18 protein-coding genes are annotated in these 22,749 nt (G+C 62.9%); 16 read left to right on the top strand and 2 right to left on the bottom strand.

Annotated features, from left to right (window positions below; translation table 11 throughout):
* Nucleotides 1–544: 544 nt before the first annotated feature.
* Nucleotides 545–1,384, bottom strand: a complete 840-nt coding sequence (locus tag ACXX83_RS13440; protein ID WP_458548729.1) for an AraC family transcriptional regulator — start codon at nucleotides 1,382–1,384, stop codon at nucleotides 545–547.
* 94 nt (nucleotides 1,385–1,478) lie between these two features.
* Here ACXX83_RS13440 and ACXX83_RS13445 point away from each other — a divergent pair, with 94 nt between their 5' ends.
* Nucleotides 1,479–2,399, top strand: a complete 921-nt coding sequence (locus ACXX83_RS13445; RefSeq protein ID WP_458548730.1) for a LysR family transcriptional regulator — start codon at nucleotides 1,479–1,481, stop codon at nucleotides 2,397–2,399.
* A 120-nt stretch (nucleotides 2,400–2,519) separates the two neighbouring features.
* On the opposite strand, the gene ACXX83_RS13450 is transcribed toward ACXX83_RS13445, so the two are convergent.
* Nucleotides 2,520–3,434: a LysR family transcriptional regulator gene (locus ACXX83_RS13450; protein ID WP_217835590.1), complete on the bottom strand. Its 915-nt coding sequence runs from the start codon at nucleotides 3,432–3,434 to the stop codon at nucleotides 2,520–2,522.
* 71 nt (nucleotides 3,435–3,505) lie between these two features.
* On the opposite strand from ACXX83_RS13450, the gene ACXX83_RS13455 reads away from it, so the two are divergent.
* The 15 genes from ACXX83_RS13455 (at nucleotide 3,506) to ACXX83_RS13525 (ending at nucleotide 22,710) form a co-directional block, all read left to right on the top strand.
* Nucleotides 3,506–4,579: an AraC family transcriptional regulator gene (locus ACXX83_RS13455; RefSeq protein WP_458548731.1), complete on the top strand. Its 1,074-nt coding sequence runs from the start codon at nucleotides 3,506–3,508 to the stop codon at nucleotides 4,577–4,579.
* A 352-nt stretch (nucleotides 4,580–4,931) separates the two neighbouring features.
* Nucleotides 4,932–6,872 (top strand): acyltransferase family protein, encoded by a 1,941-nt coding sequence (locus ACXX83_RS13460; RefSeq protein WP_458548732.1) that lies wholly within the window; start codon nucleotides 4,932–4,934, stop codon nucleotides 6,870–6,872.
* 483 nt (nucleotides 6,873–7,355) lie between these two features.
* Nucleotides 7,356–8,708: a UDP-glucose dehydrogenase family protein gene (locus tag ACXX83_RS13465; protein ID WP_217835593.1), complete on the top strand. Its 1,353-nt coding sequence runs from the start codon at nucleotides 7,356–7,358 to the stop codon at nucleotides 8,706–8,708.
* The gene (locus tag ACXX83_RS13470) at nucleotides 8,705–9,709 is read left to right on the top strand and encodes an NAD-dependent epimerase (RefSeq protein ID WP_458548733.1); all 1,005 of its coding nucleotides are present in this window, start codon (nucleotides 8,705–8,707) and stop codon (nucleotides 9,707–9,709) included. The genes ACXX83_RS13465 and ACXX83_RS13470 overlap by 4 nt, the downstream gene beginning before the upstream one ends.
* A gap of 166 nt (nucleotides 9,710–9,875) precedes the next feature.
* On the top strand, nucleotides 9,876–10,622 hold the full coding sequence (locus tag ACXX83_RS13475) for a sugar transferase (RefSeq protein ID WP_126046249.1): 747 nt from the start codon (nucleotides 9,876–9,878) through the stop codon (nucleotides 10,620–10,622).
* Entirely contained in the window at nucleotides 10,623–11,270 is a 648-nt protein-coding gene (locus ACXX83_RS13480; protein WP_458548735.1) for a CpsD/CapB family tyrosine-protein kinase, read from the top strand.
* A gap of 22 nt (nucleotides 11,271–11,292) precedes the next feature.
* Nucleotides 11,293–12,321 (top strand): polysaccharide biosynthesis/export family protein, encoded by a 1,029-nt coding sequence (locus ACXX83_RS13485; protein ID WP_217835596.1) that lies wholly within the window; start codon nucleotides 11,293–11,295, stop codon nucleotides 12,319–12,321.
* A 16-nt stretch (nucleotides 12,322–12,337) separates the two neighbouring features.
* Entirely contained in the window at nucleotides 12,338–13,930 is a 1,593-nt protein-coding gene (locus ACXX83_RS13490; protein WP_458548737.1) for a GumC family protein, read from the top strand.
* A complete protein-coding gene (locus tag ACXX83_RS13495; protein WP_126046253.1) occupies nucleotides 13,927–15,021 on the top strand; it encodes a glycosyltransferase family 4 protein in 1,095 nt (364 codons plus the stop codon). The genes ACXX83_RS13490 and ACXX83_RS13495 overlap by 4 nt, the downstream gene beginning before the upstream one ends.
* Nucleotides 15,018–16,385: an O-antigen ligase family protein gene (locus ACXX83_RS13500; protein WP_458548739.1), complete on the top strand. Its 1,368-nt coding sequence runs from the start codon at nucleotides 15,018–15,020 to the stop codon at nucleotides 16,383–16,385. Before ACXX83_RS13495 ends, ACXX83_RS13500 begins: the two co-directional genes overlap by 4 nt.
* Complete coding sequence (locus tag ACXX83_RS13505) at nucleotides 16,382–17,350, top strand: glycosyltransferase family 2 protein (RefSeq protein ID WP_458548740.1); 969 nt, start codon at nucleotides 16,382–16,384, stop codon at nucleotides 17,348–17,350. Before ACXX83_RS13500 ends, ACXX83_RS13505 begins: the two co-directional genes overlap by 4 nt.
* Nucleotides 17,343–18,479, top strand: coding sequence for a glycosyltransferase (locus ACXX83_RS13510; RefSeq protein WP_458548742.1), 1,137 nt, complete (start codon nucleotides 17,343–17,345; stop codon nucleotides 18,477–18,479). The genes ACXX83_RS13505 and ACXX83_RS13510 overlap by 8 nt, the downstream gene beginning before the upstream one ends.
* Before the next feature lie 12 nt (nucleotides 18,480–18,491).
* Nucleotides 18,492–19,493, top strand: a complete 1,002-nt coding sequence (locus ACXX83_RS13515; RefSeq protein ID WP_458548743.1) for a polysaccharide deacetylase family protein — start codon at nucleotides 18,492–18,494, stop codon at nucleotides 19,491–19,493.
* The gene (locus ACXX83_RS13520; RefSeq protein WP_458548745.1) at nucleotides 19,490–20,794 is read left to right on the top strand and encodes a lipopolysaccharide biosynthesis protein; all 1,305 of its coding nucleotides are present in this window, start codon (nucleotides 19,490–19,492) and stop codon (nucleotides 20,792–20,794) included. Before ACXX83_RS13515 ends, ACXX83_RS13520 begins: the two co-directional genes overlap by 4 nt.
* Nucleotides 20,791–22,710 (top strand): hypothetical protein, encoded by a 1,920-nt coding sequence (locus tag ACXX83_RS13525; RefSeq protein WP_458548747.1) that lies wholly within the window; start codon nucleotides 20,791–20,793, stop codon nucleotides 22,708–22,710. Before ACXX83_RS13520 ends, ACXX83_RS13525 begins: the two co-directional genes overlap by 4 nt.
* Nucleotides 22,711–22,749: the final 39 nt, after the last annotated feature.

Consider the following 22,749-nt stretch of genomic DNA (forward strand, 5'->3'; position numbering starts at 1 on the left):
CTTTTGACTGCGTACTTGGAAAAACGGAACGCCGCCCGGCCTGTAGGAGCGAGCTTGCTCGCGATGGAGGTCAACGATGATGCGGGGAGCCTGACACCCCGTGGTGCTCTCAGGTTTTTCGCGAGCAGGCTCGCTCCTACAGGGGGAGTGCATTTAGCCGAAAGAAATTGGTCGGCCATAAGGCCGCCCGCGTACAACCCCACCACTCAACAGGCCGAGCGTTAGCTCGCCTGCAGCTTGTGATCTTGATCCACCCGCCCCCTCGGCAGGCTGAGCGCAGGTGTTCATCCGGGGATGGGCGCGCAGCGCCGTTCGGCGCAGCCGAACTCATTGCATGTAGGTCGAAGCGAAGCCGACCGGAGGGCAATGCCCCCGGATGAATACCGGAGCGAAGGTACCCCGAGCCTCAGCGAGGGGCCGTACGTAAGGGGCGAGACCTTTTGGTTCCTTTTGGGGCGTTTGCCAAAAGGGACTCGCCGTAAGGGCGAAACCATAAGCCGCCGTTACCTAAATAACGGATATGTACTCAACCAAAAAACCAAGCCTACACCCCCAGACGAAACTGCTTGGGCGTAACCCCAAACCGCTTACGAAACGCCCGAATAAAATTACTGGCCTGCCGATACCCCAACCGCTCGGCAATCCGCTCAATCGGCTGATCGCCGGCAGTCAACCAGTGCCGCGCCAACTCCAGGCTGTCGCTACGACTCTGTTGCGTCGCAGCAGTCTGCCAATGCCGCAACATGCTCTGATGCAAAAACGCATTGGCCCCCAGCAACGGCTCATCAAGGCTAACCGCCGGCAGGCTCAAACACGGATGTGCCCCCTGCAGCACCTCGATGCCAACGCTACGCAACCACTGCCCGGCAGCCTGCTGCGGCGTCAGGTGAACGCAGACAAACACCTCGGCCGGCGCCCGCCCCAAGCGTCGGGCAATGTTGCGCACCAACGTCAGGGTCGCCGCATCGAGGCCGAAAAAATGCGCCTGCCGGCCAGCACTGCGCAAGTGCAGGCGGGCCTGCCCGTCACCCTCCTCCAGTTCCGCCACCACATAGTTGGTCACCCGTGGCAGGAAATCAGTGAAACACGCCAGGCTCGCGCGCAGGGTGGCGGCGGAGTCCAGCAGGATGTTCAACCCCCGCAACGTGGTGGTCGCCATGCCATTGACCAGTTCACAGCCAAACGACACCCCCGCGCCCGCACGTTCGCATTCGTTCCACAGGCGCTCGACCAGGTGCGCAGGCACGTGCAGATCCTGCCCTTCGAGCAACGAAAGACAGATGCCGGCCCGTTGCAGCAGTTGGTCCTGACACAGGCCGGACTGCCGGGCATGGCTGAGAATGGTGCGGGTGAAGGCGCTGGAAATGAACGGTTGGCAGGTCATGGCACGTTACGACGAGAAGACAGGCGTGTACTTATGCCAGCCCCTGTGTTATCGATCCAATGCATTAAAAGTATCCGCCAAATGCAGGAGACGCATGATGGATTTACGACAACTCCGCCACCTTGTCGCCCTGGCCGATTACCGCAATTTCGGGCGCGCCGCCGAGGCGATCAATCTCAGCCAACCGGCCTTCAGTCGTAGCATCCAGACCCTGGAGCGCGACCTCGACTGCGTGCTGGTGGAGCGCAGCAGTCGCGAATTCCGCCTGACTGGCCAGGGTGAACTGGTGCTGCAACATGCCCGGCGCCTGCTCGCCGGCAGCCAGGCCCTGCACAACGAACTCACGCAATACAACGGCCTGACCGGTGGCGAGTTGCACTTCGGCTGTGGCCCGTATCCGGCACAGTTGCTGGTGCCCGAGGCGCTGGCGGAATTCATCCAGGCGCACCCGGCGATCCGCATCAGTTTCCACCAGGGCGACTGGGAACAACTGGCGGTCTGGCTCCGTGAACAGCAGATCGAATTCCTCGTGGCCGACGCGCGGTACTTCACCGGCGACCCGCAATACCAGGTACAGCTGTTGCGCCCCCGACGCGGGCGGTTCTTTTGCCGTGTCGGTCATCCCCTGGCGCAACAGCCGGACCTGTCCCTGCGCGCCCTGCTCGACTACGCGGTGGTCGGCACGCGCATACCGCCGATGATCCGCAAGATCCTGGCCGACGCGCAGGGCGAGGCGGACTTCAACCCGAGTGTGGAATGCGCGCAGTTCGATGCCATCCGCCGCGTGGTGATGCGCTCCGACGCGGTGGGCATCGCAACCATCGAGGCCCTTGCCGAACTGGTCGACCAGGGCCTGATCCGCCTGCTGGAGTTTGCCGATGTGCCCAAGGACGATCCCGGCCTGCAATTGCACTACGGCATCGTCAGCCGCGCCGGCCACTCCCTGACACCGGCGGCGCTGGCGATGGTCGAGGCGGTGCTGACGGTTGACCGGCGTTTGTTGGCGTCGAATTAGGTGCATCTGAACTGCATGCGATCCCTGTGGGAGCGGGCTTGCTCGCGAAGAGGGAGTGTCAGTCGACGACATTGTTGTCTGATACACCGCTTTCGCGAGCAAGCCCGCTCCCACAGGGTTTCACGCACGCCGCGCCAGCGCCTGCAATGCCCGGGGCTCACCGAGCGCGCGCAGCAGGCAATGCATCGCCTCCTCACGGCTGCGCTCGAAGCGATAGCGGGACTCGATGTAAAGCGCCAGTTTCAACTCCACGGGTTCGTCCAGGGGCAGCGGCACCTGTTGCAGGCCCAGCACGCTGGCGACCCGGCTCGGCAGGCTGATGCCCAGCGGATGGCGGTCGGCGATCAGCTTCGCGGCCAGGGTGCTCTGGGTGCTCATCGCGATATGGCGGCGCAGGCCTTTCAAGCCAAGCTGCAAGTCCACCGGGCTGAGTCCGTCACGGCGGCTCGAGACCTGAATCTGCGGTTGCTCCAGATATTCCTGCAGGGTGCGCGGCGGCACCTTGAGCGCGGCGCCATAGGCGAACACGTAATGGTCGGCGGGCAATGCCTGTTTGTGCAGGCCGGCAAGCCCGGCCAGCGGCTGGTCGAGGTCGATCAGGATATCCAGCTTGCCGCTGGCCAGGTCCTGCAAGGCGTCGCGACGCCGGGGCTGGAAATAACGCACCTGCCAATCGGCATGGGGCGATTCGAGCAAGGCATCGAGCAGCACCGGCTGCAGGCAATCCAGGCAACTGATGCGCAGCAACGGATTGTTCTGCCGCGCGGCGGGGATCATGCGCAAACCATCGCGCAATGACTCGAGCGCCGCACGCACGTAGTCGGCCAGACGATGGGCGACCAGTGTCGGCGTCACGCCCAGGCGACTTTTGATGAACAGCGGATCGCCGCACAATTCGCGCAGGCGACGCAACGCATTGCTCATGGCCGGTTGCGACAGGCACATCACCTCGGCGGCACGGGTGACGCTGCGCTGCTGGTAAATCGCATCGAAGGCGAGCAACAGGTTCAAATCGAGCTGGCGTAAATCAAGCATGGTCTTGCTCCGGCAAATCGCTTAACGTCGGGCAGCCTAACCAGTGTTCCGGAACAAGCTGTGAGCCCTACATGACAAAAAGCGATCAGCCACTGCACGATCAATCCATACCCAATGCGTTCTACGCGCCGACCCTGCTGCCGGCCATCGAAGAGTTGCTGGCCCGCGGTGTGGACCGGGAAAGCATTGAAGGCCTGTTCCGTCGCAGCCTGTTCGAGTTGCGCACGCCCTTCATGCGCGTTGCGCTGTTCATGTCGCGGCGCTTCTGGGCGTTCGCCCTGGAACAGACCGGCGATCCGTTGATCGGCCTGGCGGCCGGTCGGCGTTTCGTTTCCACCGCCACCAATGGCCTGACGTACCTGTTCGACGTGGCCGACTCACTGGACAGCGCCTGCCAGTATTTCGTGCGCTTCTTTCCGTTTTTCAACGGGCACTTCCAGGCGCAGATCGTGCGCGGCGGCGACAACGTCGAACTGCGTCTGCTCGATTGCGGCAGCGTGAAAGCCAGCGCAGCCACCGCCGATTACATCCTCATCAGCCTGTGCAGCATGTTGCGGCGCAAGTTCCTCGCCAGCGGCCTGGAGCGCGATCCGGTGCTGGGCATCGGGCTGACCGGGCCCTGCACCGCCAACCCGCAGGATCACGAGCAAGCCTTCCGCGCCCCCGCGCAGTGGCAACAGGCGCAACACTCGATCCGCCTCGATCCACAGCTGTTCGTCATCCCGTTGACGCCGGGCAATCATGAACTGGAGCAGACACTGGTCGAACTGTTGGAACAGACCCGGCGCAACAGCGAGCCGACCTTGCTGGAGCAAGTCTGCGACCACTTGATCGTCGACCTCGCACAAGCCAACTGGCAGCAATGGTGTAGCACCCAGCACCTGCTCGAGCGCACCGCAGCCCGACGCTTGAAAGCGTTGGGCTGGAGTTTTTCCGAGTTGCTCGACGAGTACCGCCGCTACCGGGCCGAAGACTTTTTGCAGGGGACGGACCTGGAGCTGGTGGAGATTTCCGACCGCCTGGGCTACAGCGATGTACAAAGCTTCAACCGTGCATGCCTGCGGTGGCTGGGGTGCGCGCCGGGCGCCTGGCGAGCCCGGCAGGGACAACAAAAAGGTTCTTTGCTCATTCCCGGGAAACTGTAGGAGCCAGCTTGCTGGCGATGGACTCCAATGCGCCGCGTTCATCCAGCTCACCCGCGTTATCGTTGACGACCATCGCTGGCAAGCCAGCTCCTACAGGGGACCCACGTTCATCCGGTTCATACGCGTCATCGTTAACGACCATCGCTGGCAGGCCAGCTCCCACAAGGGACCGTGCCCGCGCGGTGAAAGCCACAAAAAAACCACGCCCGTGCGCCACGGACGCCATTGGTTTTTTGCGTCCCCCCGGTTTCCAGCTACAAATGAAGGGTGGGTTGAGTGTCCGCAATCCTGACAGCAACTGTCACGGCTCGGACGTCGATGGATGGCTGCGGTTTTACGGATGGTCAGGCGCATGGCTCAAGGCAAGTATCGCTCCGACATAGATGGGCTGCGCGCTGTCGCGGTGATTGCAGTGCTGCTGCATCACCTCAAGGCCGGCCTGTTGCCCGGCGGCTACGTGGGCGTCGACATCTTTTTCGTCATCTCGGGATTCCTGATCACGTCCCAGGTGTTTTCCGAGGTCAAGCGCAATGCGTTCTCGCTCAAGGGCTTTTATCAGCGGCGCATCAACCGCATCGTGCCGGCGCTGGCGACGGTGCTGCTGGCGACCGTGATCGCCGGCGCCTTCATCCTGTCACCGGTCGACCTGGTCCGGCTCAACGTCAGCGCCCTGTTCTCGCTGCTGGGCGTCTCGAATATCTACATCTGGGTCAAGTACGGTAACTACTTCGCCGCCGATGCCAGCGAAGCGCCTTTGCTGCACACCTGGTCGCTGGGTATCGAAGAGCAGTTCTACGTCATCTGGCCGCTGTTCATCGTGTTGCTGTATCGCCTGGCGCCGCGTTACGTGTTGCCCGTGCTGGCCATCGGCGTGGTGCTGGCGGTGGGGGTTTCCGAGTACGCAACGGGGGTCTTCGCCACGGCCGCCTACTACCTGCTGCCTACGCGTTTTTTCGAACTGATGCTGGGCGGGCTGCTGGCGATCTACCTCCATTCACCGCGCGTGATCGGCAAACGGGTGGCCCATGGCTATGCGCTGGCGGGCTACCTGCTGATCGGTTTCTCGCTGTTTGCCTTGAACCCCAACTCCACTTTTCCCGGGATCAACGCCCTGATTCCCTGCCTGGGCGCTGCCTTGCTGATCCTGGCCGGCAGCGGTGAACGCCATTCACGCCTGCTCACCAGCCGGCCCATGGTGTTTATCGGCCTGATCTCCTACTCGCTGTACTTGTGGCACTGGCCGCTGATTGCCTTCCTGAACTACGTGGAAATCCCCATCGACCTGCCCGTGGGCGCGCTGCTGATTGCCGCCTCTGTCCTGCTTTCGTGGCTGTCCTGGCGGTACGTCGAAGTGCCGTTTCGCCGAACCGGGGCGAGCCTGCACTTTGCCCGGGTGTTCAACCGCCGGTTTGCCCTTCCGGCTTTGGGGCTGGCCGTACTGGCGGGGCTGAGCCTGCAGTTCAACGGTTTTCCACAACGATTCAACGCCGGCGTTTCAGCGCTTGAAGCGATGACCCTGAACAAACCTGCCGAGGTCCGCAACGGCTGCCATGTGCCCAATGCGCTGTACCAGACCGAACCCAATGAGCGCTGCCGATTGGGGGCAACCAAGGAGGCACTGGACGGCATCATGATCGGCGACTCGTTTGCCAATCACTTCACCGGCATGGTCGACATTCTGGCCAGGCCCAACAACATCATGCTCATGGACTACACCATGGACTCCTGCCCGCCGATCCTGGGCTACACCGCCGAAATGCCTCCGGTGTATGCGGCCCATTGTGCGAAACGCAACGAACGGGTGTTCAGCCTGATCGAGCAGAACAAGTATCGCTACGTGGTACTGGCGGCGATCTGGCCCAAGGATGTCCGGGCCAGGGATCTGGTCGAAGCGAGCCTGCGGCGGGTGGTGGAGAACAGCGGCCAGGTGATCGTCATCCTGAGCAACCAGCACATCGAAAAGGCCGCGAGTTGCCCGATTCGCCGGCTGATGTTCGGCACCGGGCGCAACTGCTCGGTCGCCCAGAGCGCTCTGGCGCCCTATTGGGCGGACGTGCGCGCCAGGTTCCCGCAGATACGCTTCATCGACCCCAATCAGGTGATATGCCCGGGCGGCGTGTGCAGTCCGATCATCGAGGGTCAGTTGCTGTACCTGGACGACTCACACTTGAACGAAGTGGGCTCGCGGTTTATCGGCCAGACCTTGCTCGATCGTGGCTTCTCCCTGCTGCACGACCCCAAGGCCAAACCGCAAACCGCCGACGCCAGGTTGGGTGCCCGCGTGGTCAATTGACACCACCTCCCCCGCTCACGGGCGCCCGGCAATCGGCGCGCCCGACTCGTGAAAATGCCCATGGCCAGCCCCCGTGAACCTGTCAGATCATCGAATTTTGCAATGACCGCAAAGACACCCTTGTCAATAGATTGTCGGTCGATTCTTGACGCTGGCATATTGCCACATTTGCGTAAGAGTTGTCGGAGTCTGGGGAAAAGCGTCAATAAACCGGTGACTCAATTCTGACACGCTCAAGCTGTTAAAGCCCTTGTATTTCGCGGCTTACGACCGTTTATCGCTTTCCTTTGCCTCTCGCCAAACGCTCAAAATCGGGGGCAAACCCAACAGTGGTGCGAGTTTGATAGCAATTGGCCCCCCCGAATTTGGGGTGTCTTGCCCATTTAACATGCCGGACGGTTGACGCGGTTTTCCGAGGCTGGTCTATACCCATTTTTACAGTTTCACTTCTCGACTCTCCACCGTCTTACGAGGCACGCCAATATGGACGTGAGCGTATTTGGTACGGGCTATGTTGGCCTGATACAAGCAGCGGCACTGGCCGATGTCGGGCATCGTGTCCTGTGTGTCGACATCGACCCGAACAAGATCCGGCAACTGCAACAGGCCGTGCCACCGATCAGTGAGCCAGGGCTTAGCGCCACCCTTGAAGAAAACATCAAGGCCGGTCGCCTGCTCTTCACCACCCAGGCCAGCGATGCAGTCGAGCATGCCGATCTGATCTTCATCGCCGTCGGTACGCCCGCCGACGAAGACGGTTCCGCCGACCTCAGCCATGTGCTGAACGTGGCCCGGCAGATTGCCAGTTTCATGGAGGCCGACCGCACCCTGATCATCAAGTCCACGGTGCCGGTCGGCACGGCGGATCAGGTCAGTGCCACCGCTGTCGAAGAGCTGCAGCGCCGCGGCAAAGGTTCGTTGAAGGTTCGGGTGGTGTCCAACCCGGAGTTTCTCAAGGAAGGCAGTGCCCTGGCCGATTGCATGCGCCCGGACCGGATCATCGTCGGTACCGCCGACGATGAAGCCCGCAGCCAGATGAACGAGCTCTACGCACCGTTCTGCCGCAACCGCGAAAAACTGATGTTCATGGACAATCGCAGTGCCGAGCTGACCAAGTACGCGGCGAACGCGATGCTGGCCACGCGCATCAGCTTCATGAACGAACTGGCCAACCTCACCGAGTTGCTGGGCGCCGACATCGAAGCGGTGCGCAAAGGCATCGGTTCGGACCCGCGCATCGGTTACCACTTCATCTACCCCGGTTGCGGCTTCGGCGGTTCCTGCTTCCCCAAGGACCTGCGCGCCCTCCTGCACACCGCCGAGCACTGCGGCATGCCTTTGCGTCTGCTGCGCAGCGTGACCGAGGTCAACGAGCACCAGCGCCATATCCTGTTCAGTAAACTCAAGGCGCAATTTCCCGGCGGGCTGGCCGGAAAATCCATCGCCCTGTGGGGTCTGGCGTTCAAACCCAACACCGATGACATGCGCGAAGCCCCCAGCCGTTATCTCATGGAGGCACTCTGGGCCGAAGGCGCGAGCGTACAGGCCTACGACCCGGAAGCCATGTCCGAATGCCGACGCCTCTACGGCTACCGTAACGACCTGCATCTGTGCGCCACCCGCGATGACACCCTCGAAGACGCCGATGCCCTGGTGATCTGCACCGAGTGGAAGAACTTCCGCGTGGTCGACTTCGACCTGCTGGCGAGCAAACTGCGCTGCCGGGTAATCGTCGACGGGCGCAACCTCTACAACCCGGAACAGGTGGCGGCTGCCGGCCTGCACTACAGCGGCATCGGCTTGCGCCACATCGTGCCCGAGGCCGTACGCCCATGAAGATTCTCGTCACCGGAGCGGCCGGCTTCATTGGTGCCCATTGCGTGCTGCGACTGTTGCGCGACGGCCACCAGGTGTTCGGCCTGGACAACTTCAACAGCTACTACGACCCGCAACTCAAGCGCGATCGCGTGCGCTGGGTGCAGGAGCAGGCACGCCCTTTCCCGCTCTCAACGATTGACCTGGCCGATGCCACGGCCATCGAGACGCTGTTTGCCGAGGAACAACCCGAAGTGGTGATCCACCTCGCGGCCCAGGCCGGGGTGCGCTACTCCCTGGAAAATCCCCGGGCGTACCTGGACAGCAACTTGAGCGGTTTCCTGAACATCCTCGAGAGCTGCCGCAACCACCCGGTCAAACACTTGATCTACGCCTCGTCCAGCTCGGTGTATGGCGCCAACCAGCACACACCGTACTCGGTGCGCGATGGTGTCGATCATCCGCTCTCGCTGTATGCCGCGACCAAGAAGTCCAACGAGTTGATGGCCCACAGCTACAGCCACCTGTTCGGCATTCCCTGCACCGGGCTGCGCTTCTTCACGGTATACGGCCCCTGGGGACGGCCCGACATGTCGCCGATCCAGTTCGCCCGGGCCATCGCCGAAGAGCGGCCACTGAAACTGTTCAACTACGGCGAGCACCAGCGCGACTTCACTTACATCGACGACATCATCGAGAGCATCACGCGCCTGATCGAGTGCCCACCGCAAGCCAATGACCAATGGGACCGCGAACACCCGGACCCGGCCACGAGCATGGCGCCCTGGCGGATTTTCAACATCGGCGGCCAGCACCCGGTAGCGCTCAAGGATTATCTGGCGCTGCTGGAAAAACACATGGGGCACAAAGCCCGGGTCGAGCTACTGCCGCTGCAGCCCGGCGATGTCCTCAACACCTGCGCCGATGCCAGCGACCTGGCTCGCGCGACCGATTTCCAGCCGCGCATCGAGCTGGATGAAGGACTTGGGCGCTTCGTTGCCTGGTTCCGTGCTTACTACTAACTAAGTAATTAAACAATCAACACTAATTAAACAAATAATTAACTGATTAATACCAATTAACTAAGCAACAAAGCGATCAAAAATAATTAACCAAGCAATACTTTGTTTAACACTAACTGACTGCCTATCGCCCACGCCGCACGCGGCTGAACTTTGCGGAGGATTTATGACTGGTCATGAGAAAAGTCTGTCCCTGGACACAATGCGCAGGGACAAGCGCATGGACCCCGAGCACCGCATGCGCATGGACGCCGCCATACACAGGCAGGGACGTGGCTGGATTACCGGTCGCGACGGTGGCCGACCCTGGACCCTGTCACGCACCAACCGCGTGCTGGCCAGTTGCGGTGCGCTGCTGATCCTGGTGCTGATTGCGCCGGTGCTGCTGGGTCTGGCGCTGGCCATCAAATGCACCAGCCCGGGGCCGGTGATGTTCGTGCAGAAGCGCACCGGTTACCGCGGCCGCCTGTTCGGCATGTACAAGTTCCGCACCATGGTCAGCAACGCCGAGGAGCTCAAGGAGTCCCTGCGGCACCTGAACAAGCACGGCGCCGACGCCATCGATTTCAAGATCGACCAGGACCCGCGCATCACCGGTATCGGCGGCTTTCTGCGGCGCACCAGTCTCGACGAGCTGCCAAACCTGTTCAACGTAGTGACCGGCGACATGCGCCTTGTCGGCCCCAGGCCCACCTCGTTCAACGCCTACCGCTACAAGGACAATCACCTGGTTCGCCTGAGCATCTACCCCGGCATGACCGGCCTGTGGCAGATCTCCGGACGCAGCAATATCGATTTCGACCAGCGCGTTGAGCTGGATATGCGTTACATCGCCCAACAGAGCCTGCTGCTTGATTTGAAGATTCTGTTGAAAACCCCTTTCAAAGTATTCAGCGGCCACGGAGCGAGTTAAATGGACGGTTCAACTGCTAAAAGCCTCAGCATTGCCAGCCCGAGCGAGTCCAACCTGACATCGACCGTGCTGGACCAGGACCTGCGGATCCTGTTCCTGACCGCCGCCAACCCCGGCGCGGGCACCACCACCAGCGCCCTGACGCTGGCCAGCCAACTGGCGCAGATGAGCAGTGGCCTGGTGCTGCTGGTGGACGCCAGCCAGTCGGCGACCAACCTCACGCAACAGTTGGGGCTGACCAGGGAACGGGGGTTTCACGACTTGCTGTTCAACACCCAGAACCCGCCCTTGTTGCAGGACTGCGTGGTGGACGTGTCCAGCCTGCCGTTCCACGTCCTGCCGTTCGGCCGCCACTCCCGGGGCAACGAACACCTGACACCCGAACGCCTGGGCCCGCTGCTCGATCAACTCGGCAGTCAATACCGGTTCGTGGTGATCGACGGCGATGCCGTGTATTCGGATTCCGACACCCTGGCCATCAGCACCCAGGCGGACGGCGTGATCATGGTCGTGCGCTCTGAAGACACTCGCTGGGAAGTGGCCCAGGCCGCGGCCCAACGCCTGAGCCAGGCCGGCGCGAAACTGGTCGGCAGCGTGTTCAACCGACGCAAGTACTACATGCCCAAGTGGCTGTACAAAAACCTGTGAGCAATCAGATAAGGATGACGCCATGAACGCCAAGATGCTTGTCCTGCTGTTGCTGCCGCTTGCAGGTTGCTCCAGCACTTCCTCCGACCAATCCCAAAGCATGCCGGTGCAGATCCTCACGGCTCCACCGGCCAACGCCCAGGCCACCGACGTGCCCAAGGTCGAGCAGACCCTGCGGCCACAAGATGTACTGGACGTGATTTTCCACATCAGCACCAGTGGTTCGGACGCCTATCGCGTGCAGTCCGGGGACATGATCTCGCTGAACTTCACCGCCGCCAGCCAGCTCAACGGCAACCAATTGGTGCTGCCCGATGGCACCATCGAACTGCCCGGAGCCAACACCTCGGTGAAAATCGAGGGGCTGACCCGCGATCAGGCACGTGATGCGATTCAGCGCGCCTACGATCGCAAACAACTGTTCCAGCCCAACCGCAATCAGCTGTCGGTGAACCTGGTGAGCCCGCTGACCAATGAACAGAACCTCAGGTCCACGCTCAGCCACCCCGGCACCGGCATGAGCCGGGAAATCACCGTGGGCACCGACGGCTACGCCAGCTTCCCGGAAATCGGCTCCGTGCCGCTGCAAGGCATGACCGTCAACCAACTGGAGGCCTACCTCAACAAACGCTACGCCACCTTGCCGGGCCGCATGACCGTGGACGTGCTGCTCAAGTCCACCGCCGGCAACGAGATCTTTGTGCTGGGTGAAGTCGGCCAGCCGGGCTCCTACCCGATCCGCCGCCCGGTGTCGGTGCTTGAAGCCCTGACCATGGCACGCGGCTCCAACGTCAAGGCGCGCCTGGACTCGGTGATGATCATGCGGCGCAACGGCAACCAGGTGGTCGCACATCGTTATGACGTGGAGAAAGCCTTGTCCGGCGATGCCTCGCAAATCGCCTACCTGCAGGCCGACGACATGCTGTACGTGCCCAAGACCAAACTGGCCAGCGCCGGCGAACTCGCCCGGCAACTGGCGGACGTGGTGTTATTCCAGGGCGTGGGCATGAGCTTCAGCTATCGCGTCGACAACAAAGACAGCAACGACTAACTCACAGGTGACCGCCATGAATCCAAAGGAAAACTACCTGCATGAGTTCTTCAGGATCTTCTTCGCCAACAAGCAATTGGTGAAACGAGTATTCCTGATCTTTGCAGTGATCGCCGTGGTCTTGCCGCTGATGCTCAAGCAGAGCTTCGATATCACCGCCCAGGTGATCGTGCAGTCCAAGAAACTCTCCCAGGGGGATGCCACCAGCACCCTCAATCAGGAGAACGCTTCCTTCATTCCGCCGTCGCTGGCGGACATGGAGACCGAGAGCAATATCCTGCGTTCGCCGGCCTTGATCCGCCAGACCATCGGCCAGTTGCGCGAAAAGGGGGAGTACACACCGCCCGTGAGCGTCTTCAACAAACTGCTGGTGCAGCCGTTCAAACGGTATGTCAGCAATCCCGTGCGCGAGCAGGTGATCAACCCGCTTCGCAACATGCTGGGGCTGCAAACCGATCCGGTACGCGACACCGAGCTCGATGTGCTCACGCAGGAAGCGTCCGACGACCTCAAGGTTGAAACCTTGCCGGGCTCCAACGTGATCTCGATCGTCTACAGCTTCCCTGACCCGGCCCAGGGCACCCGGTTCGTCGCCGCCCTGCTGCAGAACTACCTGGTCAACCGCCAGGAAATGCAATCGATCGACCTGCCGCAGAGCTTCTACGAAACCAAGAAGTTGCAGTACCAGGTGCGACTCGATGGCCTGGAAGCCAACCGCCTGGCCTTGCTCGAAAACGTCGGCTCGTCCGATCCCAAGGAAGAAATCACATTCCGCCTCAACGCGATCAACACCGAGGAGCAAGCGCTCAACCTGTATCAGGACCGGTTGCTGCAAAGCCAGCGCTGGCTCGAATACCTGAAAACCAACCTGGCCACCGCCAACAACGCCAGGTTCAACGACTACACCTTCCCCTACACCTTCACCACCACGGTCGACAACGTCGCTTTCGAAGACCGCGAGATCAAGCAACTGGGTGAGCAACTGACGACCCTGGTCAGCCGCTACATGAGCGACCTGGCGATCTTTCAGCCCAGCAGTGAGCCAATGCTGCTGGCACGAGAGCAAATCACCCGCACCCGTGGGCAGTTCCTGAAGATTGTCAGCAACCGGATCCAGGAGCGCACCAGCGACCTGGCGACGGTCAGCTCGATCATCAACCAGAAAACCGCGCGCATTGCCGAGTTCAAGAACCGCATCCACCAGTTGCAGGAAACCCAGAGCAAGCTGCGGCAAATGGACACCGAGATCAATGCGCTGCATGCGGCGTTCTCCACCTATGCCCAGCGCTTCGCCGAAAGCAGCACCGCGCGCGCGCTGGACAACGACCTGTCCAACGCCCGGGTGCTCAGCCCGCCGTTCGAACCGACTGAAGCTGCGTTCCCCAAACCGCTGCTGATCATTCCGTTCGGGCTGTTCACCGGTCTGCTGCTGGCGATTGCCCTGGTCTACGTGCGTGAGTTCTTTGACCACCGCTTCAAGCACCCTGCGCAAATCACCCATGAACTGGGCTTGCCGGTGCTGCTGGTGCTCAACGATCAAAACACCCTGCCAAACAATCCGCACAGGAACTGGAGCGTTCCGGCCCTCGTGCATTGGGTGCGCAATTGAACGCGGCGCTCGGCACCACCCGCGATCTGCCGATCATTCATTTGCTCAGCAGCGGCGGCTTCTATGGGGCCGAGCGGATGCTGCTGGACCATTGCCTGGCGACGCCGGGGCAGCACCAGGTGCTGTTTCTCGATGCGCCGCCAGAGCTGATCGCGCGTTTTCGCCAGGCCGGTGTCGATTGCCTGGGCTGCGCGGGCCTGGGCGCGTTGCTGGGGCATTTGCGCCAGCGTCGGGACCGGCGGCCACTGATCAATACGCACAACTTCAAGGGCCTGCTGTTCGGCTGGGTCGGCGCCACGCTGTTGCGCCTGCCCCTGGTAATCACCCAGCACGGCTTCACCCCGCGCAGCCGCAAGCAGAAGTTCTACACCTGGCTGAGCCTGCAACTGTGCCGCACGGCTTCGGTGGACCGGGTGGTGTGTGTCGCCGAAAGCATTGCGGCGCTGCATCGCCAGGCCAACGTGCGCACGGACAAGTTGCAGGTGATCCCCAACGGCCTGCCGGCGGCCAACGACCTGCTGCCGCACAGCGGCGCACATCAGCGCTGGCTGGCCGGTTACGTCGGGCGCCTGAGCAGTGAAAAAGGCCCTGACCTGTTTCTCGATGCGCTGATCCCGTTGTGTCAGCAGTATCCGCAACTGGATGCGGTGATGCTCGGCGACGGGCCGGAGCGCGAAAGCCTGCAGGCGCGCATCGACGAGGCCGCATTGCAGGCACGCATCACGTTGCCGGGCTACCAGACCGACATGCGGGCCTGGTGGCGGCAACTCGATGCGCTGGTGATCAGCTCGCGCACCGAAGGCACGCCGATGATTCTGCTCGAAGCGATGCAGGCCGGGGTGCCGGTGGTGGCCTTTGGCGTTGGCGGGATTCCCGATGTCGTGCAGGACCGCCACAACGGCCTGCTCGCCGCGCCCGCCGACAGCGCCGCCCTCGCCCGCCAGATCGGCACGCTGGTGCGTGACCCGGCACTGGCCGGCGAGTTGATCGACAACGCAAAACGTACGCAACGGGATCGCTACGACCTCAAGGCCCTGGCCGAACGCTGGTCGCAGCTTTACATCCGCACTGCACGGGAGGCACGCGCGTGATCTTTCCACTCTCGATCGTCAGTTTGCTCGGTCTGGTCTGCCTCGGTTTGCTGGCCAGTCCCTATCCGTACCTGGCGCCGGGAGCGGTGCTGGGCCTGGTGGGTGTCGCGGTGCTGTACCGCAAGCCTGCCTGGGGCCTTCTGGGTATTGTCGCCATTCTGCCGTTCGAGGGGCTGTTCAAGGCCAACTCGCTGTCGGGCTCCAAGTTCCTCGGGGCCTCGCTGGCGCTGATCCTGATGCTGCAACTGGCGATTCATCAGATACCGGCCGATCGCCTGCGCAGCAATATCTGGCGTTTGCTGGTCGGGTTCATGTTGCTGTACCTGCTGAGCCTGTTGAACACCGACGACATGGGCATCTCCCTGGGCCACCTGCGCGAATTGAGCGTCGGCCTGATCCTGTTTGTCATTACCCTGCTGGTGGCGCGTGAGTTGAACCTCGACATGTTCGCCCGGCTGGTCGCCATCAGTGTCGCGGTGACCTGCGCCATGGCCATGTTCTCCACCAAATACCAGGACGCGGGACGCGCCTCCGGGCTGCTCAAGGACCCGAACAACTTTGCCCTGCTGATCGCCTTCGCCGTGCCCATGGCGTTGTTGCTGGTGGTGCGTAGCCCGAACCTGTTGCACCGGTTGTTCTGGGGCGGCTGCACCCTCCTGTTGCTGGGCGGCATGACCAAGACCGATTCCCGTTCGGGGCTGGTGGTGCTGTTCCTCAGCCTGTTGATCGGTGCGTGGCATTACCGTGCGCAGTTGCCACGCATTCGCCCGCGTCACCTGGGCTTTGCCATGCTCGGCCTGGCGATTGTGATTCCACTGGGGTTCTATGCGATGCCAGCCGGTTACGTGGAGCGTATCCAGTCGCTGAGCATCCTCGGTTCCGGGGCCAAGAGCCAGGACCCGTCCCTGGGCCGTCGCGCCTCCTACATTGTGGTCGGCGGCGCGATGATCGCCGAGAACCCCTTGCTCGGCAGCGGCCCCGGCACGTTCCCTCTGCACTACGCCACCACCGGTTACGCCAAGGCCTTTTCCATCAAAGGCGAGACGCAAGACCTGTACCGGCGTGCCCATAACACCTACCTGGAGATCGTCAGTGAACTGGGAATTCCCGCCGGCCTGATGTTCGTCGGCATGCTGGCCCTGGGGTTGTACAACCTGCTTCGCGCCCGCCGGATCTGGCTGTTGCGAGGGAACGCAGCGCAGGCCGATGTGATGACGCACCTGAGCATGAGTTTTCTGTCGTTGACCTTGTTCCTGATGTTCCTCAGCGCACCGAACCACAAGTACCTGTGGATCATGCTCGCGTTGACCAGCGTACTGCGCACCAAGGCCGAAGAAGCCCCGTTGACGGAGGCCAGGGCATGAACCGCATCAGTATCGTCATCCCGATGTACAACGAAGCCCGGCACATCGCCAGGACCCTGTTCGCGGCACAACATGCCGCCGATGCGGCCAGGGTGGAATGCGAGTTAATCGTGGTCGACAACGGCTCCGACGACCAGGGCCCGCACATCGCCAGGCAGTTCGGCGCCCAGGTGCTGGTCCTGCCCGGCCTGCTCATCGGCGCATTGCGCAATCGCGGAGCGGCGATCGCCCGTGGTGAATGGCTGGCCTTTATCGATGCCGACATCGAGATGCCGGAGAACTGGTTCAAGCTGCTGTTCGACCTCGAGTCCGCCGGCCAGGCCGATGTCATGGGGCTTGACCTGCACACCCCGGCCGAAGCGCCGTGGTACGCCGATGCCTGGCAGCGCCGCACCTTGCGCCCCGATACGCAGCCGTTGCAAGTCGTGCAATGGCTGCCCAGTTCCAACCTGCTGATGCGCCGTCGCTGGTTCGACAAGGTCGGCGGATTCAATGAACAACTGCGCACCGGCGAGGACAAGGAGCTGACCATGCGCCTGGCCGACGCCGGCGCCAGGCTGTGCTCGGTCAACCAGAGCGTGGCGCTGCACTGGGGCTACGAAGGCAGTTGGCGCGAATGGATGGGCAAGGAACTGTGGCGCCAGGGCAGTCATCTGCAACTGCTGCGCACCCATGGCCCGAGCCTGCGCCTGCTGCGTTTTCCGCTGCTGTCGATGGCCGCCTGGGGGATCGACTTCCTGGCCATTTCCGCCCTGCTCGACGGCTTCCCCCACCATGCGGTGCTGATGCTGATGCTGACTGTCCTGCCCGCCCTGGGCTTGAGCCTGCGCCAGAGTGCCAAACACCACGACATGCGTCTGACCCTGCAACTCTGGGGCCTGCACTGGGTGCGCCTGCACCTGGCGGGTGCCGGATTGGTCCTCAGCCTTTGTCATTGGAATGCCAGGAGGCCCGCCCGTGGCTGAATTCATTTTCTGGTTGTGCCTGTTGCTACCGGTCTACGCCTACCTCGGCTATCCCCTGTTACTGACGTTGCTGGCACCCCTTTATCGGGCACCGCGTCATGGACCGGCTCAACCGATGGACGTGAGCATCGTGATTGCCGCACACAACGAGGCGCGGCATATCGAAGAAAAACTGCGCACCGTGCTGGCCCAGGACTACCAGGCCCGCTCGCTGCACATCATCCTCGCCAGTGACGGTTCGACCGACGACACCGTGGCCTGCGCACGCAGGGTCGATGACCCGCGCATCAGCGTGCTCGACCTGCCCCGCCAGGGCAAGGCGGCGACGCTCAATGCCGGGGTCGCGATCAGCAGCGGTGAGATCCTGGTGTTCACCGACGCCGACAACCAATGGTCCGGCGACACCCTCGGCCATCTGCTTGCACCGCTCAACGACCCGCAGGTCGGTGGCTGCGCCGGGCACATGGTGATCCCGGTGACCGGCAAGGGCCTGAGCATTGGCGACAGCCTGTATCGGCATTACGAAGGCTGGCTGCGCTACGTGGAAAATCGCACCGGCTGCATGGTTTCCGCCGACGGCGCATTGCTCGCCCTGCGCCGCGAGTTGTTCCAGAAGGTGCCGGCGGAGGTCAACGACGACTTCTTTATCAGCACCTGCGCGCCGGCGGCTTTCAAAAAGATTGTCTACGTGCCCCAGGCCCGGGTCATCGACCAGGGCGTGGATGAAGCCGACAAGCAGTTCCGCCGCCGTCAGCGGGTCACGGTCGGTGGCCTGCAAAGCCTGGCCCAGCGCCGCGAGTTGCTCAATCCGCTGACCCACGGCCTGTATGCGATTGCCCTGATCAGCCACAAGCTGATCCGGCGAATGGCGCCGATCCTGTTGCTGCCGTTGCTGCTGAGCAATTTCTGGTTGTGGGAAGACCACGGCTTCTATCGCCTGAGCCTGATCGCGCAACTGCTCGGCTACACGGTGGCCATTGCCGGCCTGCTGGATTCGCAACACCGCTTGCCCAAACCCTTTCGCCTCGCCGCGTTCCTTCTGGTGACCCTTGCCGGGATGAGCATCGGCCTGTGGCAGTTCCTGCGCGGTCAGCGTTACGCCCAATGGAACCCCGAGCAAAATCGATGAGAGGCGCGCGCCATGGCGATCAAGCAATTGTTAAAACGCACCAGTGGCTGGCTGTACCTCAATTCCCCGGTCGGGCGCAATCAACTGCACGGCGCCGGGGTGATCCTGATGTTGCACCGGGTGCTGGCCAGCGACCGGGCCGCCGCTCTGCCCCATCGCAATGAACTGTGCGTCGGGCCAAAGGCGTTTGAACACCTGCTGGCGTGGTTGAAAAAACACTTCGACTGCGTGCCGCTAATGGACATTCTGCAATCCGGCACGCCGCGCTCGGACCGTCCGAAAGTGGCGCTGACCTTCGATGACGGCTGGCGCGACAACGCGGTGAATGCCTTCCCGTTGCTGCAGGAATACCAGGTGCCGGCGAGCATTTTCCTGTCCACCGATTTCATCGGCAGCCGCCAGCGGTTCTGGTGGGAAAGCATCGGCGAAACCCTGTGGAACAGCCATGGCGAACAGGCACGCCGGCACCTGATCGAACGCTTGCAGCTCGCGGGGCGTGCGCTGCCGACACTGTGCGATGACCCGGACGAGCAGCGCCGCAGCCTGGCGTTGCTGAATTTCCTGCAGAGCCTCAAGACCCTGTCGCCGCCGGACCTCAATCGCCTGACCGACGACTGCCCGCAGGAGTCGTTGCCCCAGGCGCTGGACTGGCAGCAGGTGCGTACGCTCGAAGCGTCCGGCCTGGTGCGCTTCGGTCCCCACGGTGCCAGCCACGCGATCCTCACCGGTCTCGACGATCAACGCCTGGACGAAGAACTGCGCCGCAGTCGCGACGCGCTGCTCCACGGCTGCCACCAGCCGTTGCCGGTTTACTGCTACCCCAATGGCGACAACGATGCGCGGGTGCGCCAACAGGTGGCCAGGCATGACTTCCCGTTTGCCCTGGGCACCGGCACCGGCATTTATCGAGGGACCGAAGATCCGCTGGCCCTGCCGCGCTTCGGCGTCAGCCAGCGTACCGCGCGCAATCCCGAGTTGCTGTCCTGGCGCATCTACCGTGGGGCACGTCCATGAGCCGCAGCCACTACCTCAAGCATCTGGCCCTGAGCATGGGCACTAAACTTGCGATGATCGCCTTGCGCTTGCTGCGCAACGTGCTGCTGGCGCGGATTCTCGGCCCCAGCGAGCGCGGCCTGTTTGCCTTGCTCAGCACCCTGCCCGACCTGATCAGCGCGGCCACCAGCGGCGGCTTGAACTCCGCGGTGGGTTATCAGGCGGCCAAGCAACGACCGATGGGATTGCTGCTCAGCCAGGTGCTGGTGTTCGGTTGCCTGCTGGCGGCGTTGCTGACCCTGCTGGTGGTGGCGCTGACCCGCGAGTTCGGCAGTGAGCTGGACATCACCACGCAATTGGGCCTGCTCGCCTGGCTGTTGCTGCTGGCGGTGCCGCTGACTGTGCTCAAAAGCGGTTTGCTGACCTTGCACAATGCCTCGGGCGGCGTGGTCGCATTCAATGTCTTGCGCCTGATCGAATCGCTGGTGCCGCTGTTGCTGTTTCTCGCCTTGTTCTGGATGTGGCAAAGCGCAGCGCTGGAAGCGGCATTGATCAGCTGGCTGGCAGGCATCAGCCTGGTGGTGCTGGTCGGTTGGGTGTGGCTCAAGCGCAACCAGCCACTGACCCTGCAATGGGATCGCGCCAGCCAGAACGAACTGCTGCGCTACAGCGCCCGCAGCCATCCGGACCTGCTGTTCCAGCAAGTGATCCTGCGCTCGGACTACCTGTTCATCGGCGCCCTGCTCGGCAGCACCGCGTTGGGTCACTACGCCATGGCCAGCGCCGCCGCCGAGTTGCTGCTGATCGTCCCGGAAGCGGTGACCACGCCGTTGATGAAACGCCTGCTGCAACAGGAAGAAGGCATCGACAAAGTCACGCCGCTGGCCTTGCGCCTGACGGCCACGGTGATGCTCGGCGCCTGCCTGAGCATGGCGCTGATCGGTGAATGGCTGATCGTCACGCTGTTCGGCGTGGCCTACCAACCGGCCTATCCGGCGTTGCTCGCCCTGCTGCCAGGCCTGCTCGGGCTGTGCTACGCGAGCATCCTGCGCCTGGACTTGCTGGGCAAGAATCGTCCCGGTTCGATTTCGTTGCTGATGGGCCTCGGTGCCTTGCTCAACCTGGCGCTGAACCTGGTGCTGATCCCGGCCTACGGCATCGTCGGCGCGGCGGCGGCCTCGTCCATTGCCTACCTGGCGGTGACGGTCGCCCTGCTGGTGATGTATTGCCGCCTGAGCCAGGTGCCGCTCTGGCAAACCCTGATCATCCTGCCCAGCGATATCGCGCCGATGCTGCTGGTACTGCAACGGAAGTCGGCATGAAGTATTTCGCGCTGCTGGTGAGCCTTGGCCTGAGCGTCGACGCCTACGCCGGGCCGATGCGCTGGGCCGATATTCGCGACGGCAGCCTGTACCTGCAAACGGATCGCCCCGACACCCTGAAGGTGCAATGGGTGCCGGCGTGGCAGGCCGGGGCCAACGAAGAACATCTGTATCTGCTCGATGGCCAGGGCAAGCTGGCGGGCGAACGGGCGATTGCCGCCGCCGAGACCCAGGGCAGCCAGCGCTGGCCACTGGCACCGGGTGCCAGCAGTTATCGCCTGGAGATACCGGGCTACAGCTTCCGCCGCTACCGCGTGGAACACGATGAGCACACGGTGGCGCTGTTCGCACCGGCCAAGGTGCATTTCAGCGCGGAGACTCGTGACGGCGACGAGCTGTATTTCAAGGTCGCGGCCGGAGAACACGCCGTCCTCGCCGGCAAGTTCCACGATGGCGTCGAAGCCCTGCAAGCCCAGCGCGTGGGCGATGGCAAGCAACTGACGTTGCCCCTCAAGCCCTACCGCGCCTATTGGCAATTCGACAAGGCCCAGCTGCCGGTCGCCGACAGCGACCAGGTCTGGCGCCTGCGCCTGCAAGGCACCGGCAAGGCGGCGTTCTGGCTCGATGGCACGGCCAATCTGTTCGCGCAGAATCCGCAACAGCTCAAGCCGCTGCGCGAGGACGATGGCCGGACCCGGTTGACCCTGCACAAGGACCTGCTCGGCAACACGCCGAACTTGGGCATCGCCCTGCCCTACGTGATGCCGCCGCCCGCCAGCTTTGCCGTGCTCGATGCGCTCAAACCGCAGGCGGCGACTTACTACAGCCTCGTCGACATCATGGCCACGCGGCCGCACTACGAAGACGCGTTCCGTCGCCTGTACCAGGACCGGTTCGGCATCACCCAGGACATCACCCTGTTGGCCGGCAGCCAGCGCCAGGCCGAACTGCACCTCGACAGCACCAGCCATGGCGGCCTCGAGGCCTGGCTGGCCGCGACCCGCGCCCTGGGCGGCAAGGGCACGCATTACATCGGTTTTGCCGATGAGCCGAACCTCAATTACCCGGACTACGCCAGTTTCCAGGCCCTGTTCAACAGCATGGCCCGGCAGGTACGCGGCAACCCCGACAACGCCAGGGCCGGTGTGCGCATCGCCATCCCGGCCAGCTCGCGCTTTATCAACGGCCCGTTGTCTGACCACGCCAGCGAGCGGCGCGGCATCGATTGGGCCCGGCGCTTGCTCAAAGACAACGGCGAGCAGATTGACGCCCTGGCCTGGCACGAATGGATGATCCGCGACCTGCTCGCGACCCGTGTCTATCGTGACAGCGTGCGCCGTGCCGCCGAACTGGTGGGGCTCGACGCCCAGGGTCGGCCGCGCAAGGCCTTGTTGCTCGACCAGACCAACATGTCCAGCGGTGCCAGCCTCAGCCCTTACGATCAGGAAACCCACTACGCCTCGCTGTGGTGGGCCTCGGTGGTGATCAACGCGTCCCAGGATGGTCTGCTCGACATGCTCGGCTGGTTCCAGGCCGCGGACGAGCCCGAGTACCCCAAGGGCATGCTGCGGGTGCTCGGCGATGAACATTTCGAGCTCAAACCCGTCGGCCTGGCCCAGCAGTTCATCCGGCAACACTGGCTGCACCAGGTGGTGCGCCTGGACAACGATGCCTTCGAAGTCGATGTGCTCGCCATGGCCGACGACCTCAAGCGCACGCTGCTGGGGGTGAACAAGGGCACGCGTTTGCAGCGTGTCGACCTCAACGGTGTGGCCTGCCCGCTGGGCAAGGGCGCCCTGCGTTACTTCGGTGCTGACAATCGCAGCCGCGACGCGCCCTTCAACTGCCGGGACGGTCGCGTGAGCTTCGAACTGCCCGGGCAAACCCTGTTCGCCCTCAGCTGGATCGCCTCATGACCGCCCCCTTGTGCTTGGCCGTGTCGGCATTTCGTCGCG

This window comes from Pseudomonas sp. GNP012 (assembly GCF_054343835.1).

Coding starts and splice junctions, on each gene's coding strand:
- ACXX83_RS13440 (WP_458548729.1), bottom strand. CDS start 1,384: ATGACCTGCCAACCGTTCATTTCCAGCGCCTTCACCCGCACCATTCTC.
- ACXX83_RS13445 (WP_458548730.1), top strand. CDS start 1,479: ATGATGGATTTACGACAACTCCGCCACCTTGTCGCCCTGGCCGATTAC.
- ACXX83_RS13450 (WP_217835590.1), bottom strand. CDS start 3,434: ATGCTTGATTTACGCCAGCTCGATTTGAACCTGTTGCTCGCCTTCGAT.
- ACXX83_RS13455 (WP_458548731.1), top strand. CDS start 3,506: ATGACAAAAAGCGATCAGCCACTGCACGATCAATCCATACCCAATGCG.
- ACXX83_RS13460 (WP_458548732.1), top strand. CDS start 4,932: ATGGCTCAAGGCAAGTATCGCTCCGACATAGATGGGCTGCGCGCTGTC.
- ACXX83_RS13465 (WP_217835593.1), top strand. CDS start 7,356: ATGGACGTGAGCGTATTTGGTACGGGCTATGTTGGCCTGATACAAGCA.
- ACXX83_RS13470 (WP_458548733.1), top strand. CDS start 8,705: ATGAAGATTCTCGTCACCGGAGCGGCCGGCTTCATTGGTGCCCATTGC.
- ACXX83_RS13475 (WP_126046249.1), top strand. CDS start 9,876: ATGACTGGTCATGAGAAAAGTCTGTCCCTGGACACAATGCGCAGGGAC.
- ACXX83_RS13480 (WP_458548735.1), top strand. CDS start 10,623: ATGGACGGTTCAACTGCTAAAAGCCTCAGCATTGCCAGCCCGAGCGAG.
- ACXX83_RS13485 (WP_217835596.1), top strand. CDS start 11,293: ATGAACGCCAAGATGCTTGTCCTGCTGTTGCTGCCGCTTGCAGGTTGC.
- ACXX83_RS13490 (WP_458548737.1), top strand. CDS start 12,338: ATGAATCCAAAGGAAAACTACCTGCATGAGTTCTTCAGGATCTTCTTC.
- ACXX83_RS13505 (WP_458548740.1), top strand. CDS start 16,382: ATGAACCGCATCAGTATCGTCATCCCGATGTACAACGAAGCCCGGCAC.
- ACXX83_RS13515 (WP_458548743.1), top strand. CDS start 18,492: ATGGCGATCAAGCAATTGTTAAAACGCACCAGTGGCTGGCTGTACCTC.
- ACXX83_RS13520 (WP_458548745.1), top strand. CDS start 19,490: ATGAGCCGCAGCCACTACCTCAAGCATCTGGCCCTGAGCATGGGCACT.
- ACXX83_RS13525 (WP_458548747.1), top strand. CDS start 20,791: ATGAAGTATTTCGCGCTGCTGGTGAGCCTTGGCCTGAGCGTCGACGCC.